This window comes from Desulfohalobium retbaense DSM 5692 (genome assembly GCF_000024325.1).
Classification (GTDB): Bacteria; Desulfobacterota; Desulfovibrionia; order Desulfovibrionales; family Desulfohalobiaceae; genus Desulfohalobium; species Desulfohalobium retbaense.
Genome location: NC_013223.1, coordinates 1,859,071 through 1,875,384 on the forward strand (window position 1 = coordinate 1,859,071; position 16,314 = coordinate 1,875,384).

15 protein-coding genes are annotated in these 16,314 nt (G+C 49.0%); 14 read left to right on the forward strand and 1 reads right to left on the reverse strand.

The window, feature by feature from the left end; genetic code table 11:
• Positions 1-169 precede the first annotated feature (169 nt).
• Positions 170-394 (forward strand): helix-turn-helix transcriptional regulator, encoded by a 225-nt coding sequence (locus tag DRET_RS08015; RefSeq protein ID WP_015752038.1) that lies wholly within the window; start codon positions 170-172, stop codon positions 392-394.
• 182 nt (positions 395-576) lie between these two features.
• The gene (locus tag DRET_RS08020; protein WP_015752039.1) at positions 577-3,177 is read left to right on the forward strand and encodes a hypothetical protein; all 2,601 of its coding nucleotides are present in this window, start codon (positions 577-579) and stop codon (positions 3,175-3,177) included.
• A gap of 307 nt (positions 3,178-3,484) precedes the next feature.
• Here DRET_RS08020 and DRET_RS08025 read toward each other — a convergent pair whose 3' ends face one another.
• Complete coding sequence (locus DRET_RS08025; protein ID WP_015752040.1) at positions 3,485-3,988, reverse strand: DNA-packaging protein; 504 nt, start codon at positions 3,986-3,988, stop codon at positions 3,485-3,487.
• Between the two features lie 308 nt (positions 3,989-4,296).
• Between DRET_RS08025 and DRET_RS08030 the strand changes: the two genes are divergently transcribed.
• The 12 genes from DRET_RS08030 (at position 4,297) to cas7g (ending at position 16,312) form a co-directional block, all read left to right on the forward strand.
• The gene (locus DRET_RS08030; protein WP_015752041.1) at positions 4,297-4,818 is read left to right on the forward strand and encodes a single stranded DNA-binding domain-containing protein; all 522 of its coding nucleotides are present in this window, start codon (positions 4,297-4,299) and stop codon (positions 4,816-4,818) included.
• An 85-nt stretch (positions 4,819-4,903) separates the two neighbouring features.
• Positions 4,904-5,200, forward strand: coding sequence for a hypothetical protein (locus DRET_RS08035; protein WP_015752042.1), 297 nt, complete (start codon positions 4,904-4,906; stop codon positions 5,198-5,200).
• Between the two features lie 15 nt (positions 5,201-5,215).
• On the forward strand, positions 5,216-5,947 hold the full coding sequence (locus tag DRET_RS08040) for a hypothetical protein (protein ID WP_015752043.1): 732 nt from the start codon (positions 5,216-5,218) through the stop codon (positions 5,945-5,947).
• A gap of 31 nt (positions 5,948-5,978) precedes the next feature.
• Positions 5,979-6,179, forward strand: a complete 201-nt coding sequence (locus DRET_RS08045; RefSeq protein WP_015752044.1) for a hypothetical protein — start codon at positions 5,979-5,981, stop codon at positions 6,177-6,179.
• A 50-nt stretch (positions 6,180-6,229) separates the two neighbouring features.
• Positions 6,230-6,721: a siphovirus Gp157 family protein gene (locus DRET_RS08050; protein ID WP_015752045.1), complete on the forward strand. Its 492-nt coding sequence runs from the start codon at positions 6,230-6,232 to the stop codon at positions 6,719-6,721.
• A 12-nt stretch (positions 6,722-6,733) separates the two neighbouring features.
• Complete coding sequence (locus DRET_RS08055) at positions 6,734-7,699, forward strand: ATP-binding protein (RefSeq protein ID WP_015752046.1); 966 nt, start codon at positions 6,734-6,736, stop codon at positions 7,697-7,699.
• A 350-nt stretch (positions 7,700-8,049) separates the two neighbouring features.
• Positions 8,050-8,286: a transposase gene (locus DRET_RS08060; RefSeq protein WP_015752047.1), complete on the forward strand. Its 237-nt coding sequence runs from the start codon at positions 8,050-8,052 to the stop codon at positions 8,284-8,286.
• A 622-nt stretch (positions 8,287-8,908) separates the two neighbouring features.
• A complete protein-coding gene (locus DRET_RS08065; protein ID WP_015752048.1) occupies positions 8,909-9,601 on the forward strand; it encodes a hypothetical protein in 693 nt (230 codons plus the stop codon).
• Between the two features lie 165 nt (positions 9,602-9,766).
• On the forward strand, positions 9,767-10,237 hold the full coding sequence (locus DRET_RS08070; RefSeq protein ID WP_041281958.1) for a hypothetical protein: 471 nt from the start codon (positions 9,767-9,769) through the stop codon (positions 10,235-10,237).
• Between the two features lie 406 nt (positions 10,238-10,643).
• On the forward strand, positions 10,644-12,986 hold the full coding sequence (gene cas3g / locus DRET_RS08075) for a type I-G CRISPR-associated helicase/endonuclease Cas3g (protein WP_015752049.1): 2,343 nt from the start codon (positions 10,644-10,646) through the stop codon (positions 12,984-12,986).
• Positions 12,979-15,336, forward strand: coding sequence for a type I-G CRISPR-associated protein Cas8g1/Csx17 (cas8g1, locus tag DRET_RS08080; protein ID WP_015752050.1), 2,358 nt, complete (start codon positions 12,979-12,981; stop codon positions 15,334-15,336). Before cas3g ends, cas8g1 begins: the two co-directional genes overlap by 8 nt.
• Positions 15,329-16,312 carry a type I-G CRISPR-associated RAMP protein Csb1/Cas7g gene (gene cas7g / locus DRET_RS08085; protein ID WP_015752051.1) on the forward strand — a complete coding sequence of 328 codons (984 nt, stop codon included), beginning with the start codon at positions 15,329-15,331 and terminating at the stop codon, positions 16,310-16,312. The genes cas8g1 and cas7g overlap by 8 nt, the downstream gene beginning before the upstream one ends.
• The last annotated feature ends 2 nt before the right edge of the window (positions 16,313-16,314 follow it).

Consider the following 16,314-nt stretch of genomic DNA (forward strand, 5'->3'; position numbering starts at 1 on the left):
GCAACCGTTGTAACCATTTGGACAAAAATAAACAAACAAGTATAAATAGGGAAACAGTCCCCCGGACCATACGGCCTTTCGTATACCCTAGCTACTTAAGCAAGCTGGACGGCGAAGGCCAAGGCCCAACACCTTATCAAACCCCAAAAAATCGTAAATGGAGGAAACTATGCGGAAAACTGGCAACAAGTTGCTGCGCCTAAAAGACGTCCTCGACCGCGTTCCCGTGGGCAGAACAAGCTGGTGGAACGGGGTCAAGAAGGGGATCTTCCCGCAACCAATTAAACTCGGGCCGCGGACCACATGCTGGCGCGAAGAGGACATTGACGCCTTTATTGAGGGCCTGACCAGCGCAGAAGAGAAATCTCAAGACCAAAAGGGGGTGCTCCAATGAAAGGCAACGAAAAAAACCTCCGCCGACACTGGCACTGTCGGCGGAGGTTAACAGAAAAAAGGGGTAAACATCCCTCACAAAAATCAATGGCCCAGAGCTAAAAGAATGTCAAGAGACCAGCCACTTCCGATGAGCTAGCTAGGTCCTTGTTACTAAAAAGACAACTTAACGGAGATAATATTATGGATATTCAAAAAACAACAAACCCTAATCACCTTAACGCCTATTTAGAGGCATTGATCCCAGACTCTGATATTGAATTGCCTGATGGCTCCATTCCTGAAACCCATGCTTTTATATTTAACGCCAAAACCAAAAAAATAAATATTAAAAGGTTTCAAGTAGATAAATTGGAAGATCTTAAGCAAAAAATTAAGGACAATATCCAGGGCAACCATATATATATGCCAATTGGTTTTCAGAAACCTGGACTGCCAAGGCAAGCAAAAGGAGCACAAGAAGATGTAGTCGGACTGTTTGGATTTGCTCTAGATATTGACATAAAAGGAGATGGACACGCTCAAAAAAAATTACCGGAAACGACTAGCGAAGCATTTCAGTTGGCATACTCCATTCCTGACTTCTCACCTTCCATGATCGTCCATTCAGGAGGGGGAATACACGCCTACTGGTTTTTTAAAGAGCCATGGATTTTTGATAGTGAGAAGGAGAAAGATAGTGCAAAAAATATGTGGAAGAGTTTCGAAAAAACATTTCATAGGTATGCAAGTGAAAAAGAATGGGAAATTGACACAATCAGCAACATAGATCGTGTCTTGCGAGTTCCAGGAACTTACAACCAAAAGAATGAACCAGCTGTGCAAGCTTGCATCCTTGAGGATAAATCTCAAGAGCTACGATATAACCCTAATGATTTTGAAGAATTCCTAACATTCGCTGATGAATTTCAAAAATCTCCATCTCAAGCAACTAAAGCGAATGAGGAAGATTTTTCACCGGCTGAATTCGAAAAGATCTTCGATCAATGCTCTTTTGTTCAGCACGGATGTACCGAGGCAGAAACCCTGCCGGAACCGGCCTGGTATCCCTTGATTGGCATCCTTGCTCGCTGCGAAGACGGCGAAACTTTGTGTCACGAGCACAGCAGACCGTATCCCCAATACACTTACGAGGAGACACAGCGAAAAATTGAACATGCGCTGAGGGACGCCGGCCCCCCGACATGCTCTCGGCTTCGAGAGGAATTTCCTGAAATATGCGAGGATTGTCCAAACAGTGTATCAACTCCTCTCCAACTCGGGCGAGCAGCCAACGAAAATCGATCACGCTCTTCGAACCAACGCCAGGGGCGGGGAAATCGGCGGACTTCAGATCAAGACCTGCTTGTCAGTCTCGCCCCGCCAAGCGATCAGATGTTCTATGAGGAAGGCTCTAAGGTGACCACATACATCAGAGTGGAGAGAAAAAACCATTTTGAGATACTACCGGTTAATAGCATGGCTTTCAAACTCCACCTCGCGTACAAATTCAGAGACCAGTATGGCCGCACCCCTGGCGAAACAGCTCTCAACGCAGCGATCCGACAAATCACCGCAATAGCCTTTGCAGAAGGGGCGGCTCGAAAAACCTTTGTCAGGTCTGGCCACCATGAGGAAAAACTTTATCTAGATCTTTGCGACGACCAAGGCCAAGTCATTGAAATTGACTCCACGGGCTGGCGAATGACGAAATCAGCCCCTGTCTTGTTTCGGAAATTAGACCACTTGAAACCACTCCCTGTACCAACTTCAGGAAGCAATATCAATGAACTGATGAACATACTCGATATTGGTCATGAAGAACGAATACTGGTTGTATCTTGGCTATTATCGAGTATAAACCCAAAAGTGAACACCCCACTTCTTTATATTCAGGGCGACCCTGGATCTGGAAAATCAACCATTGCAAAAACAATTCAATCCTTAATTGACCCATCTTCATCCTATGGGATGCATTTACCAAAAGACCCTACAGAACTTTTAAGAGCCTCTTATAACTTTCGGATACTGAATTTTGACAATGTTTCGCGCGTATCTATAGATCAATCTAATGCTCTTTGCCAAGCAGTGACCGGCGGCAGCATGTTTAGCCGTAAACTGTATACTGACACAGAGCTAGTTACGTGTTCAGTGAAAAGCCCAATCATTTTGAACGGTATAGAAAATAGTTTACTTCGGCAAGATGCTATCGACAGATCGATCAGGATACATCTGAAACGTATTCCTAGATATCAACGCAAAACAGAAGCGGATCTTTTCGAGAACATCTCTAAGTTGCAGCCACTTATTCTGGGAGCACTGTGTGACGCTGCCTCGACCGCTATCGACAAATTGCCTGCCATCCAACTGGACGAGCTTCCGCGCATGGCGGATTTTGCTCGCTGGGTTTATGCCGCATGCCTAAGTGAGGCTATTCCCTTCACGGCTGAGGAATTCCGCACTACCTACTTAAATCACGTAAATGACATGGCTAATATAGCGCTGGACCAAGACCCGGTCGCATACCACCTAAAAGATATCGCTTATGAGGATGGTGTGTGGGAAGGAACAGCGACCGAGTTGCTGGAAAGGCTCAATGACCATGCCAGTGACTCGAGTAAGTCACATCCTCGCTGGCCCAAGAACCCAGCACAGCTTAGCCAACACATAAACCTCATTCGAGCTCTACTTGAAGAAGCTGGGGTTAAAATCGACAAAGGGCAAAGGAAAAAAGGACAACGGATAATTCGCATCGAAACTCTCCACCGAGTGAGAGAAACTATCGAAATCCAAAAGAGTCTCTAACCCACCCAACCGGGTCAGCACTGGGACAGGGGAGGACAATCCTTGTTCTTCCCCTGTCCCTTTTTATTTATCTGTAAATACAAGTAAAAATCCAATAATGACAGCATGGACAGCAAAAAATCCCAACCCTTTCCTCTTTTCCACTCCTTCTTCTCCCCCTCCCCCTCTTTTTTTTGACCAAAAAGAGGGGGATTTCCCCGTCACCGCTGTCATATCAAAATAAATCAAAAAGTTACCGAAAAACAGCCCCGTCCTGTAGCTGTCCCTTGCTGTCTCTGGTCGCCTTAGAGCGCCTAGTTCAATGTCTTCATTCCAAGCCCTTTTCGGGCTCTGTTGGCGTTTGCTCCTGCCCTCCTGGGCGATGTGCCATTTGCTCATTATACCATTGGCGCCACTCGTTCATATCCTTGGGCTCTGGGGGCATACAGGCCAATGTCCGTTCTTCGATGGAGTTGCTGACCCGGGCGGTGACTTCCTGGTCAAACTTGTCCTGCCAGCCGAAGTTGTTCTTCAAATCGAAAATGAGCCCGGTGCAGTTGCTCTGCCGCATGATGAGCTGCTCACTTCGCTGCTCCTCGATCCGGAGCTTAGCCCTTTTTATCGTGTTTACGAATTCGGGCTTCCCCTCATAATCCCATAGCGACTTGCGGGTGCTAAACCCCAGCGCCCTCGCGAGCCCAGGCACAGTGTAGGGCCTGTTTTCGGCATCACACCGCAAAAAATACTCGTCAATAGAAGTGGCCATCTCCTCAGGGCTCTCAAAACTCGGTGGGCGTCCCACATTTCTTGGCGTATCCGGACTGGTGCTCATGCGCCCCCTCCTGTGTTTGCCTTGTGTTTAGCTATCAAATAACAATAATTATTACTATTGTCTACTAAAATAATACAAATTTGAAAACCTGTTGCCGGGGAGACATGTATATTATGCCCTTTACCCCTAAATAGGGGGTCAAACCCTTATTCGTCCCCCTCTTCCGGCTTCAGTTACAAGCCTCCCAGTCGGCAGTCTGCGTTGCTCGCCCTCCCTCTCTTCCTCTACCGCCTTCGCTTTTTCCTTACGCCTCGTTTTTTATTGGTCCCGCTTGCAGGTCTGAATCACTTATTCAAAAGGAGGCTTTTATGACATCGCAGACAGCAATCTATTCATCCTGCCAGGACATCATTCGTGACGACTACACATGGCGGCGGTTCACAAATTGCTGGACCGGCAAACCAGACTATGCCCTCTATTTTCCGGAGACCCCGGTGCACGAGGACATGGTCCTGCCATCCATGTACGTCACCTCGGTGGCAATCAATCATGAAGACGAGTCAGTGACCTGGCACAAAATCCGTTTCTACGGCGAACTGGCCGACCACGCCAACGAAGCCATGAAAAAGCGCAGCATGGTCGCCCGGCTCAGCGCTGAAGGCCATGTTCGAACTCGGAATTTCATCGATAAGGAAGGCAATGAACGAGAAGAGCAGTACACGGTCATAGGCAGCGCCAAGCGGCTCAAAGTCCATGAGATCCACGAGCACCTCGGCTCTGAGGCTTCTGATCCCTTTGCGGCTGCTATGGACACCCCCCCGGTCGACTCCGTACCTGTCTCGCAGTCCAGTGCCCCCACCTCGAGCGAACTGGACGACATCCCATTTTAACCGCACCCCAAACATCCACGACGCACCAGCCCGGCCGATGAAAAGGCCGGGCTTTTTTTTCACCTCATCAACAAAGGAGAGAACTATGGCCAAGGTAACAGTCACCAAATGTGATCAATGCGGTGCTGAGCTCAAAAATGATGCGCTGAGACGCTCCCTGTTGGGCGATGTTCATCATATCCATGTCACCGGCCAAATCCTTGCCGAAAACACTGAGAAGGGCGCTGTGGAGCTGCACGCGGCCGATCAGCCAGGTTTGGACTTTTGCAATGATTATTGCCTGAAAACCTGGCTTCGCGAGCGTCGCAACGAGGCAAGTGAACAGGGCGGCTCAGGTTTAAACGAAGCAACGGTGGTCCAATTGCTGGAAGAAACTGCTTAATTGCAAGGAGGAATTATGCGCGCCAACCAAGTAACCGAAGCAGAAGTCCGAGCCGTTCCTGTCGTGCCCGGCACGGCAACCTGGAATCCAGTGCCCCACAACCAGGTCATCGATACCGTGGAAACCGCTATCTCACGCCAGGGGTTGGGCATTGTCCGCAAACGGTTCGAACTGACCCAAGACGGGGCCAACGTCTTTGCCTCCTATCGCTTGGACCAGAGCAGGAATGGTTCGAGCTGGGAGATCGGGTTTCGTAATTCGGTGGCCAAGAAATTCGCGGTGGGGATTACGGCGGGGACGTTTACCATAGTCTGTTCCAACTTGGTCTTCACCGGTGACTTCCTCGAATTCAGACGCCACACCAAAGGGCTTGATCTCGACGAACTCCGGGCCATCGCCAACCGGGCCCTGCTTGGGACCATCAGCCGCCTGCAATCCCTGGAACAGTGGCAGGAGGGGCTCAAAGCAAAGCCGCTCCCCCGGCGGGACATGCAGTGTTTGACCTATGAGGCCTTGCAGCGTGGCGCCTTCCCGGGAGGGCGTTTCAGCCGTTTTGTCGAGGCCTACGAGGATGAGGCCAGCCGCCACGGACAGAGTCTGTACAGCTTCCACGGGGCACTAACACAGACTATCCGGGACCAGTCCCTAAACCAGATCAGTCACCGCTCCAGGATCATCAACGACTTGGTCGAGACCTATCGCTTGCCCGCCCCAGGCGGAGCTATCGCCCTGCCTCCAGCTGCGTAGTTCATCCCTTCCCACTCTCAGGAGGTCTGCCATGACCAGCGCACAAGCCCAGCAGTACCAAAGCGCCGTGGCCCTGTGGGCACTCTTGCGCCCCTACAGCGGTCTCAAGCTCCAGCTCGACTGTGGGCACCATGTGACATTGTGTCCGGGCCACCCCTTGGTCAACGACATCGTCATCCGGCAAAGCGCTAGGCGCCTTGTCTGCCCCAGTTGCGCCTACACCGGCATGTAACCATCTGGCCCGGGGATCGTCCCCCGGGCTTTTTTTAAAAGGAGGATACCATGACCAATCTCGCCGCGATTGAACACGAAATCAGTACCATCCTGACCGTAGCTGATGAATTGGATGGGGAGCAACAAGAGGTCGCTCTGGATTATCTGCGCGATCTGGGCATCCAGGAGGAGGCCAAGGTCGACGGGATATCCTTTGCGGTTCGCAAGCGCAAAAACGAAATCGAATGGCTCAAGACCGAGGAGAAGCGAATCAAGGCCAGACGGCAAGCCATAGAGAACCGCCTGGAAGGATTTCGGGAGTATCTGCGCTGGCTCATGGAGGAAAATGGGCTCCAGCGCCTCAAGGGCCGCCTGGGGTCCATCAGCTTGCGTAATGTGGACTCCGTCCAGGTCCGTAGCCTGGGCGAGGTCCCCCGGGAATTTGTCGAAGAGGTGGTGACGTACAAAGCGAGAAAGCGGGAGATCCTGAACGCGCTGAAGGCCGGAGAGGCTATCCCCGGTGCGTCCTTACATACCCGCAAGGTCGCTTACATCAGATAAAGGAGGATCGATATGTTTCGGACAGCAAAACGGCAGCAGGCGAAATTACGGTTGGCCTTAGTCGGTCCCTCAGGCAGCGGCAAAACCTATAGCAGTCTTTTGTTGGCCAAGGGTCTGGGTGGCAAGGTGGCCATGATCGACACCGAGCGCGGGTCAGGGGAACTTTACGCCGATTTGGTGGACTATGACGTGCAGCAACTGAGCCCGCCCTTTGAGCCCCAAGCCTACATCAACGCCCTGAACGAAGCTGAGGCGGCAGGGTACGAGATCCTGATCATCGACTCCCTGTCCCACGCCTGGGCCGGCCAGGGAGGGGTGTTAGAGATCGTAGACAAAGCCAACAAGGTCATGCGCAACAACTTTGCGGCTTGGCGGGAGGCCACGCCCCAGCATAACGCCCTGGTCGACGCCATGCTCCAATCCGGTCTGCACCTGATCGTGACCATGCGCACCAAAACCCACTACGATATGCTCAAGGATGAGAAGACCGGAAAGGTGAGGCCGGTAAAGGTCGGTCTGGCACCCGTTCAGCGCGACGGGCTGGAGTATGAGTTCACTACCGTGCTCGACCTCTCGGTGGAGGGCCACATCGCCGTGGCCAGTAAAGACCGAACCGGGCTTTTTGACGGGGATTTTTTTAAACCGCATGAACAGACGGGCGAAGGTTTACGTCAGTGGCTGGATGGCTCAGGCCATGAGCAGAAAAAACCTGAAGTTGAAATTCTCAAACTGCTCAAGGGCGAGGTGGGGGATAAACATTACGAGGGAATAAATCAGATATTGGAGAAGCTTCGGGCCTTAGGTCTAGCTGAGCATGTAAGCGAGTATGAGCAATACCTCCAGAAAAAGTACACCGCCAGTCTGAAGGAGCTCTCATCCGACCAGATTGGGGACCAGTTGGAGAACCTCAATCGCTGCGAACAAGATTCCCAATTATTGCAGCGCTTGCAGAACTACCTGTGTAGCCTTGCGGCATAAAACGAGCCCTTCCTGAGGAAGTTTCTCAGGGAGGGCTATTTTTTAAGCAGGCCATGTGCAAGTTATGCATATAATCCATACTTTATCCACAAATAAGAAATGCTTTCCACAGACTTTTCCACAAAAAAAATGCCCAATTCCATACGCATTGGGTATGAAACTGGGTACCAAGCTTGACCATAGACTGAAATGGTTGAAAAAAAACGCTCGAGATGTAACGGGTCAGCAAATGCCAATTAACCATGCGCTATCAAGTGCTTTTGCAAAAAATATAGCCCCCCCCGAAACCTGGACAGGATATTAAGGCGACACTACCCGCAACAAAAACCTGTTCAGAAAAGGGGGAGCACATGGCTCAGCGAAAGAAGCACGGCCCCAATTTCAAAGCCAAGGTCGCCCTAGAGGCAGTCAAAGGCGATCAGGCCATGGCCGAGTTGGCCAGCAATTGGGGTGTTCATCCTACTCAGACCACCAATTGGAAGAGGCATCTGCTGGATGAGCTACCGGAACTTCTCAAGAATAAAGACAAAAAAGCAAAGATTCCAGTGCCCTGCAGGATGCGCTACACCAGGAAATCGGTTAGCTGAAGGTTGAGCTAGACTGGCTCAAAAAAAAATCTGGAATTGGACTTTGAGGCCAAGCGCGGCGCCATTAACCTCGGGCTCTCTGAAATTCCGGGTTATCGACAATGCGAACTGCTAGGGCTAAACAGATCCAGCTATTACTACCAGCCCCGGCGGAACACGAGCCGCAACGAACACTTCATGTGTTTCATTGACGAGCAGTACCCCCGGACGCCTTTTTACGGCAGCCCCAAAATAACGCAATGGCTCCGGTGGCAAAAAGGAAAAATGGTCAACCATAAGCGTGTGGTCGTAGTTACAACCCAAAATTGATCAGGCGTGATAACGCAAATCTGACCACCCCCTGGGGTGTTTCAGGGTAGCCTCCCCCACCCCCTCGGGGTGGGGAGCTTAGGGGGCATCTCACAGTCCTCCCACCGGTAGGGTCTTCCATCTTAACTGACCCCAAATTTTGTCTAGACAATGGGGGAAACTGTATCCCCTGGCGCAGTGGGGCGGATTGGAAAGATACGACCACCGATAGCTTTAACAATTTAACTTCTCATTTTTTTTCAACAAAAGACTTCAGCCGAACGTAAAAAGTAACGACTGAGTCAAGGCCTTAAGGCCCAAAGGAGTAATACTTATGGAAACAAAGCCAAAACTCGCCATTCTTGAAATTATAGCATGCATTTTCGGATGGTTATGGATATGTGCTTCATTCGCAGCTTTATATTTCATCGCAATGGTGATCTTTTCTGATGGGGCATGGGAACCGTTTTTCTGGGCATTAGGCGTGAGCGTTGTGTCTAGATGGCTAGCTTATGGTTTCAAAGACAATATGAAGAGAGTTGATCATGAAGAAAACTTAACTGATAAAAAATACCCACCTAAAAATCATGTAGAAGATTGGCCTCGAGAAGGATTAAGTAACAAAAAAAATCAGTCTCAAGATAATAATATTGTGTCTATAATTCAGGAATATGGAAAGGCAATTGAGTACGATGCCCCTAAGCCTGGTTGCGTGGCAGATGAAAATAAGTTGCCTTTTCCCAAAAACACTATAAAAAAAGCGATTATTTCGGAACTAAAAAGCTCAGGCAATGACGAAATTAAAGAGTATTTGAAAGTTGCCTATATCCAACTAGCTGATTGGCAGCAAGGTGTTGGGCCAATTGACAAAGGCCCTGACATGTCGTCCATTGATAAGAATCAAGATATAGAAGATCGTGCTAAAGCATTTCTCGATCAAGTATCTGGATCGGAAAATTGGACAGCAATGGCACAAAAAGAACAGGAAGCATTGAAACAAGAGTTGCAGGAGTTAGGTCTATGGTAAAAGCCTAATAATGGAACTTCACTTGAGCCTCAAAAAGCGCCGCCCCTTCGTCGCCCAACTTTTTGGGCACCTTTAGTTTGCGCCGAGATACGCAAACAATCATATAACTAGATCCGAGGCACAAAACCGCGCACATTTTAGCTAAACCTACAAAGAGAAAAATCCATGACCACAGAAAAATCAGCCCCAAAAAAGTCTTCGCCATTCATGTGGATCGCCATTGGGATAGTTGCCCTTATTTTTGTAGGAGCCCGACAAATACATCCAAGAGGTGTTCGTGGCCTGTTGGGAGATTTAATAGTTAGTGCACAAAGCAGCCCAGAGATCGAAGCGATTCACGACAAAATGTTGACAGCACTTAAGCCAATAGGTGCTGCAGCGCTCTGTCTTAAACACAGTGATGACCCCGGAATTCATAAGGCTGTAGAGAAATACAACCGGCGTAATAGTGCCGAACTTAAAAAACTAGTTAATACAATCAAAGCAGAAGGCGGCATGTCTCAATCTGAGAAAGACCTATTAGATAGACAGGCCATGCAAGAAGCACGTAAATTTATTGACAAGGGATCTAAAAGAGATACTGTATGTGATAATTTAGAATTTAGATTAAATTCAGGTGAATTTGACCTTGAATAAAATATCCAAACTTTGTCTGCAAAATGCTTTATAGATTATAATTAAACTATAGCTTTCTTTCTATTTTTTTAAGATTACCTGGTAGACAATGAAACAAAACTCAATTTCCAAAGATTATTTTAAAGCCATAAAAATTTAATTTCTATTTATTTTTTAAAATTGCAACTTGCTGTATTAACATTGCTGTGATACAGCAGTCTATATTTTTGCTCTTTTTTTTATATTTTTGGAATATGTTGCCCATCTAATAAATGAAATCTCGCTGAACCCACATTGTGAACAAGGAGATGGGCATGATAATCAGCGTTGTTCGCCAAAATTATTTCTAGCTAGTTGCCCAACCCTACTTAGTTATCATCTGAAACATGGTAAGACTTTCCAGCACACCTGAAGTATAGGTTTTAATATGGACTTCACTTCACTCTTCAAGCAAACAGTTGGGAATGATCTACATCCCTACCCCTACCAGGTAGCCCTTGCCCATCGAGATTGGCCGGACATAGTCGATATTCCCACTGGGTTGGGGAAAACCGCTGCTATCATAACAACCTGGATTTATAAGCGATTGCAGCAAGACCCTCAGACACCCCGCCGGTTGGTGTATTGCCTACCTATGCGTGTACTGGTGGAACAAACGGCGGCACATGCTGAGCAGTGGGTCAATGCTCTGACGGAACAACATATTTACACCGAGGCAAGTCGGCCCTTGGTCCATTTATTAATGGGGGGAGACGTCGATCAAAACTGGGATGCCATGCCCGAGCGCGATCAAATACTTATCGGCACACAGGATCAGCTTCTCTCCAGAGCCCTTAACCGTGGGTATTCCATGAGCCGCTTTCGCTGGCCCGTACACTTTGGATTACTAAACAATGACTGCTTATGGGTGATGGATGAAATCCAACTCATGGGAGAGGGCTTGGCTACAACCGCACAACTTCAAGCCTTTCGTGAGCATTTCCAGTCCGCATTCCCAGTTCGTTCAGTCTGGATGAGTGCCACCTTACGTCCAAGCTGGCTATCGACAATTGATTTCTCTCCACGTGTGGATTCTTTAGTTTCTCAATCATTAAGCGAATCAGACCTTACACATAGCGCTGTCACAAAGCGGCTTGAAGCCTCCAAGCCGCTTGAAAAGGCTCCGTGCAGCTCAAACGAGCCCAAAAAATTGGCGCAATTCGCTCTGGAATGCCACAAAGCTGGCACTCGCACCCTGGTAGTTCTCAACACAGTCAAACGGGCCCAAGCCCTTTTCCAACATCTCAAAAAACATAAACCTAAATGCGATCTCGTACTGATTCATTCGCGATTCCGGGCCCAGGACAAAGCCCATGCTATCGAGAAACTCCTTTCCCCGGTCAACGAGCAGGGGACAATCTGTGTAACCACCCAAGTCATTGAAGCCGGTGTCGATGTCAGCTCTAGTACCCTGATCACGGACTTGGCCCCGTGGGCTTCATTGATCCAGCGTTTTGGACGCTGTAACCGTGATGGCCATGAAAACGACGCCAAAATATACTGGCTAGGTCTGGATATAACCAAAAAGGGGCACTCTGCTCCCTACAAAGCAGATGAACTTCTGAAGGCCACCCATATTCTCGAAAGTCTGCTTAATGCAAAACCCTCCACACTACCCGCCCCCAATAACGACCCACAATATCTGCACGTATTGAGAAAAAAGGACCTTGTAGACCTTTTCGATACTACCCCGGACATTGCCGGTGCGGATATCGATGTCTCACGCTTTATCAGGGATGTAGACGATTATTCCCTCCAAGTCTTTTGGCGCTATTTGGACGGAAAGGAACCCTCAGCGCTCGAGCCCGCTCCCGCCAAACAGGAGCTTTGCAATGTTCCAATTACTTCGCTACAAAGTGCTCCTGACCTCAAAAAATGGAGATGGGATTATTTGGAAAAAGAGTGGCAACGCATATGGAGAAATGAAGAATTGTACCCTGGTTTAACCATCCTCTTGGATACTGCCGCAGGGGGGTATAGCGCTGAACTCGGATGGACTGGCAATAAAAATGATGTGCCCGCCCCTCTACCGACCAGGGAAAAACCATTCGAAGCGCATGACGATGACACTATTACCTCCATGGGCTGGCAGACGTTATCTGACCATGTTCAGGCTGTGGTCAACGAATTGGATTTACTTCTCGATTGTCTACCCCTTGATGATTATGAAAGCATAGAAGCCCTGAAACTTGCCGCCCGTTGGCACGATTCGGGGAAAGCCCATCCAGTTTTCCAGGAAGCCATGGTTAAAAACACTACACCTCCAGAACAAAACAAGCTTTGGGGAAAAACCTTCTTGGGGAATGTAACGTATTCCCGTAGAGGATTCAGGCATGAACTCGCTTCAGCCCTTGCAATGATCGAAAACGGTTTACCTGACTTGGCTGTTTATTTGGCTGCTGCCCACCATGGAAAGCTCCGTTTAACAATCAGGTCCCTACCCAACGAAACTAAGCCCGATCAAATGGAAAAACGCTTTGCCAAAGGGATATGGGATGGAGATGTACTACCGGAGGCAGAGCTTGGTAATGGCACGGTCATGTCGGAAACAACACTGGATCTCTCGGTTATGGAATTGGGGGAAGGAGCTAAAGGTCCAAGTTGGCTGTCTCGCACGCTGAAACTAAGAGACAGCCAACGTCTGGGACCTTTTAAGCTGGCATATCTTGAAGCTCTGCTCAGGATTGCCGATTGGCGTGCAAGCAGGAATCAGGACTCTAGTCATGCATGAATATACACTACCCGGATGTTCGACCCGGCCCTTAGGGAGCTATCTCAAGGGGTTGGCAGTCTTCAGGCTTGTAGCTGAGCAAAAGGACCCGGATGTAACAGCTTGGTGGGACAAAGGGACATTCCGGGTACACACTAGACTTGCCCCTGAGGAACTCACCTCCTTTTTTTGTGAGCAGTACACGCCAACTCCTATCATCACCCCCTGGAACGGCGGAAGTAGTTTTTATCCCGGAGACAACACTGAGGGCCTAGAGGCGATTGTGCAAACCGGGGACTCACGCTTCCGGATTTACAAAGAAGCCATCGAAGCCGTCTCAAGCTGGCCGGAGTGGGGTAAAAACGTAAATACCGTTAGGGAACTCATGGCGGCGCTGCAAGGCATGATTAGCTCCAGCAACCCTGGCAAAAAACAGGATGAACTTTTCACGCTGCAAAACAATATTACCAACCTAGCCGAAAAAGTGAAAACTACAGAAGGCGGGGACCCTCTGGGGATGCGGTTGGTGGATCTCTCTTCCCGTGCCAGTGAAAAGGCGGAGGTTTATAAACAGCTCTGGAACACCGCCAAGAAAGCCAGAACCGTATACACCAAGGATATCAGGGAACAAACAAAGAAAATCATTCTCCCCCTTTGTCGGAGCAGACTCCCAGATGCCTGCTTGGAGTGGCTGGATGCCTTATGTGCAATCCACGCCGACGGTGAAATTTCGTATCATCAGGTTCTTGGCTCAGGAGGCAATGACGCCCGGCTCGACTTCGGTAACAATTTTATGAAAAAAATCTCTGCCCTGTTGCTTGGAAGTGACCAATCTGCCTCTCGCAAATTTTTATCCGCGTCCCTATGGGGGACTTCGGTCGAAGGGCTCCCCAAGACGAAAATCGGGCAGTTCGACCCGGGACGTGCCGGGGGGTACAACCAAGGCATGGGGATTGAAGCCAAGGACTTCACCGCCTCCCCTTGGGATTTCATCCTGACCATTGAGGGGACACTTCTCCTGGCAAGTTCAGTGGGCAAAAGACAAGGCGTTTCAACAGGTTCAACATTGACGAGCCCGTTTACCGTCAGGTTTTCCCCTGTAGGATTCACGTCAAACGTATATACGGAACCCGAAGGTCCGGAAACCGAAATCTGGATGCCTCTCTGGAATCAACCAGCCAGGTACGGGGAGATCAAACAACTTTTCTCTGAAGGTCGCTGTTCAATTGGCAAGCGCCAAGCCAAATCAGGGCTCGAATTTTCCCGGGCTGTTGGCACGTTGGGCGTTGATAGAGGCATCACGGCCTTTGAACGCTATGGATTTTTGAAACGGCGAGGGGAGAATAAGGTCGCCCTACCTGCAGGGAAAATCGCGGTGCGCTTCAAGCCATCCTTGGAGCTTGTAAATGAACTTGACCCATTACTTTCCAAATTGGATCAATTTCTGCGCGCCTTCAAAAAACCACCGACGTCTTTCCTTCAGGCGCGACAAAAAATCGACCAAAACATTTTCAATTGCACTCTGCAGCCCGATCCCGTGCAATTTCTCAAAATTGTAAGATCGCTAGGGCAAATGGAAAAACGTATTGCCCTTCGTGATCGCGACAAAGATCCAAAACTGCCTCAGCCTCTATTTGGCCTATCCCCGCAATGGATTATAAAAAGTGATGATGGGAGCCCCGAAACCCGGATTGCTGCTGCACTGGCTTCAATCCACAGCACCGGTAAAGTCGGCCCCATAAGAAGCAATATGGCTGGAGTCAGGGCTCAAGCGCCGTGGCACTGGGAGGACCGAGACTCTCAGCAGCACTGGTTTGGAAGCGACCTCACCGAAAAGCTAGGTAACGTGCTCACGTATCGCCTCATGGATGCTGAGCGCAAATCAGTGTCAAATATTCCGTTTATGGGAAATCTGGAACTTTCCCCATATGATGTAATGCCTTTTTTGCACCAGGAGACCAAGGACGATCTGCTCGAGGACCTCTTATGGGGATTTACGTTGATCAATTGGCGCAAGTCAGGGATACAATCAATACGGAATAAGTGGGAAAAACCCACCCAACAAACTGTTTTATCAAGGACATGGTGTTTGCTGAAGCTACTACACCATCCAAATAAAATAAAAGGCCACAGCTTTAAACGTGAAAAAAGCATTTCCCATCTCCTCCAGGCCCACCGCGTAGATGAAGCCTGCAACAAAGCTACCCAACGCCTTCGGATCTCAAATCTCCACCCATTCCCCATCTACTTTGAAGAGGAATTGGAACCACAACGGCTATTGGCGAGCTTGATGCTGCCAGTCAAAGATCAGCACATTCTTGAAAATTTGGTTCTTGAAAGGACAACTATAACAGGAGAGACCCATGCTTGAAAAACTAAAAAATTCGAAACGAATACTGATGGAGGCTGAACTCGAGCCTGTTCAAGGTGATCGGTTCCAGCCAACAGGATTTCCAGACATTGGCGCAGGAACCTATCAACTCCCGGATGGGACCAGAAAGATACTGCTAGAATCGGCTCAATCAATGGCCAACAGACTAGAAAACACTATTATAGATCCCGGTGGCGAACTTATTGAAGAGCTAAAGGGGCTTTCTTATGTCAAAGTTGATCTTGAGGGCGAAAGTAATGCCAAAACCAACTCCCTGATGGAGGCCCACCGACTGAACTCCCCGTTTATCATTACGGACGCGAAGTTCCAGCAGACCTTCAAGGAGGAGGCGGATTACGCGAAAGGTAAACCTATTGATTGGCGGAAAATCGCCAAAACCATTTTCAAATATGACGTCAATTCGCTTCTCCATGGGGTTTTTCTGGCCAACCTCGAGGATGGCAGAATAAAAATACCCCGTGCGATTACCGGGTTTATAGAAGCCATTGATGCCAGAGAAGTCGTCTACGGCGGAGTGAAGAACAACCCCATTGATCCCTCGGGAAAAATCCGCGCTCAGGAATATGACAAAGACGTCTATGGCAATGTCCCCTACCAGCGGATGGAGTACACGGCCTCTGCGATAAAGGTATTTTTCAATTTTGATCTGGGCATGATCAGATCGTACGAACTCGGGGACAATGCCGAGGAACTCTTGATTGCTTTGGGACTGCTCAAAATCCGGCTTTTTCTGGAGGGAGGTTTGCGGCTGCGCACGGCGTGCGATTTGCAACTCAAAAATAGCGATTTAACTGTTTCAAGGCCAAAAGATTTTGTGATTCCTACCTCTGAAGAACTACTTAAAGCAATTCAGGAAAAAATCGAAAATTGCAAAGAGATGTTCGCTTCCCCTCCCGTGACGAAGATATCAACGCAAACCGTCTCAAAAGAAACTAACCAGAACACGAGCGGGTAAGG

Excerpts from the sequence above, each read along its gene's own strand:
- DRET_RS08015 (WP_015752038.1), top strand. The coding sequence starts at position 170 with ATGCGGAAAACTGGCAACAAGTTGCTGCGCCTAAAAGACGTCCTCGAC.
- DRET_RS08020 (WP_015752039.1), top strand. The coding sequence starts at position 577 with ATGGATATTCAAAAAACAACAAACCCTAATCACCTTAACGCCTATTTA.
- DRET_RS08025 (WP_015752040.1), bottom strand. The coding sequence starts at position 3,988 with ATGAGCACCAGTCCGGATACGCCAAGAAATGTGGGACGCCCACCGAGT.
- DRET_RS08030 (WP_015752041.1), top strand. The coding sequence starts at position 4,297 with ATGACATCGCAGACAGCAATCTATTCATCCTGCCAGGACATCATTCGT.
- DRET_RS08035 (WP_015752042.1), top strand. The coding sequence starts at position 4,904 with ATGGCCAAGGTAACAGTCACCAAATGTGATCAATGCGGTGCTGAGCTC.
- DRET_RS08040 (WP_015752043.1), top strand. The coding sequence starts at position 5,216 with ATGCGCGCCAACCAAGTAACCGAAGCAGAAGTCCGAGCCGTTCCTGTC.
- DRET_RS08045 (WP_015752044.1), top strand. The coding sequence starts at position 5,979 with ATGACCAGCGCACAAGCCCAGCAGTACCAAAGCGCCGTGGCCCTGTGG.
- DRET_RS08050 (WP_015752045.1), top strand. The coding sequence starts at position 6,230 with ATGACCAATCTCGCCGCGATTGAACACGAAATCAGTACCATCCTGACC.
- DRET_RS08055 (WP_015752046.1), top strand. The coding sequence starts at position 6,734 with ATGTTTCGGACAGCAAAACGGCAGCAGGCGAAATTACGGTTGGCCTTA.
- DRET_RS08060 (WP_015752047.1), top strand. The coding sequence starts at position 8,050 with ATGGCTCAGCGAAAGAAGCACGGCCCCAATTTCAAAGCCAAGGTCGCC.
- DRET_RS08065 (WP_015752048.1), top strand. The coding sequence starts at position 8,909 with ATGGAAACAAAGCCAAAACTCGCCATTCTTGAAATTATAGCATGCATT.
- DRET_RS08070 (WP_041281958.1), top strand. The coding sequence starts at position 9,767 with ATGACCACAGAAAAATCAGCCCCAAAAAAGTCTTCGCCATTCATGTGG.
- cas3g (WP_015752049.1), top strand. The coding sequence starts at position 10,644 with ATGGACTTCACTTCACTCTTCAAGCAAACAGTTGGGAATGATCTACAT.
- cas8g1 (WP_015752050.1), top strand. The coding sequence starts at position 12,979 with ATGCATGAATATACACTACCCGGATGTTCGACCCGGCCCTTAGGGAGC.
- cas7g (WP_015752051.1), top strand. The coding sequence starts at position 15,329 with ATGCTTGAAAAACTAAAAAATTCGAAACGAATACTGATGGAGGCTGAA.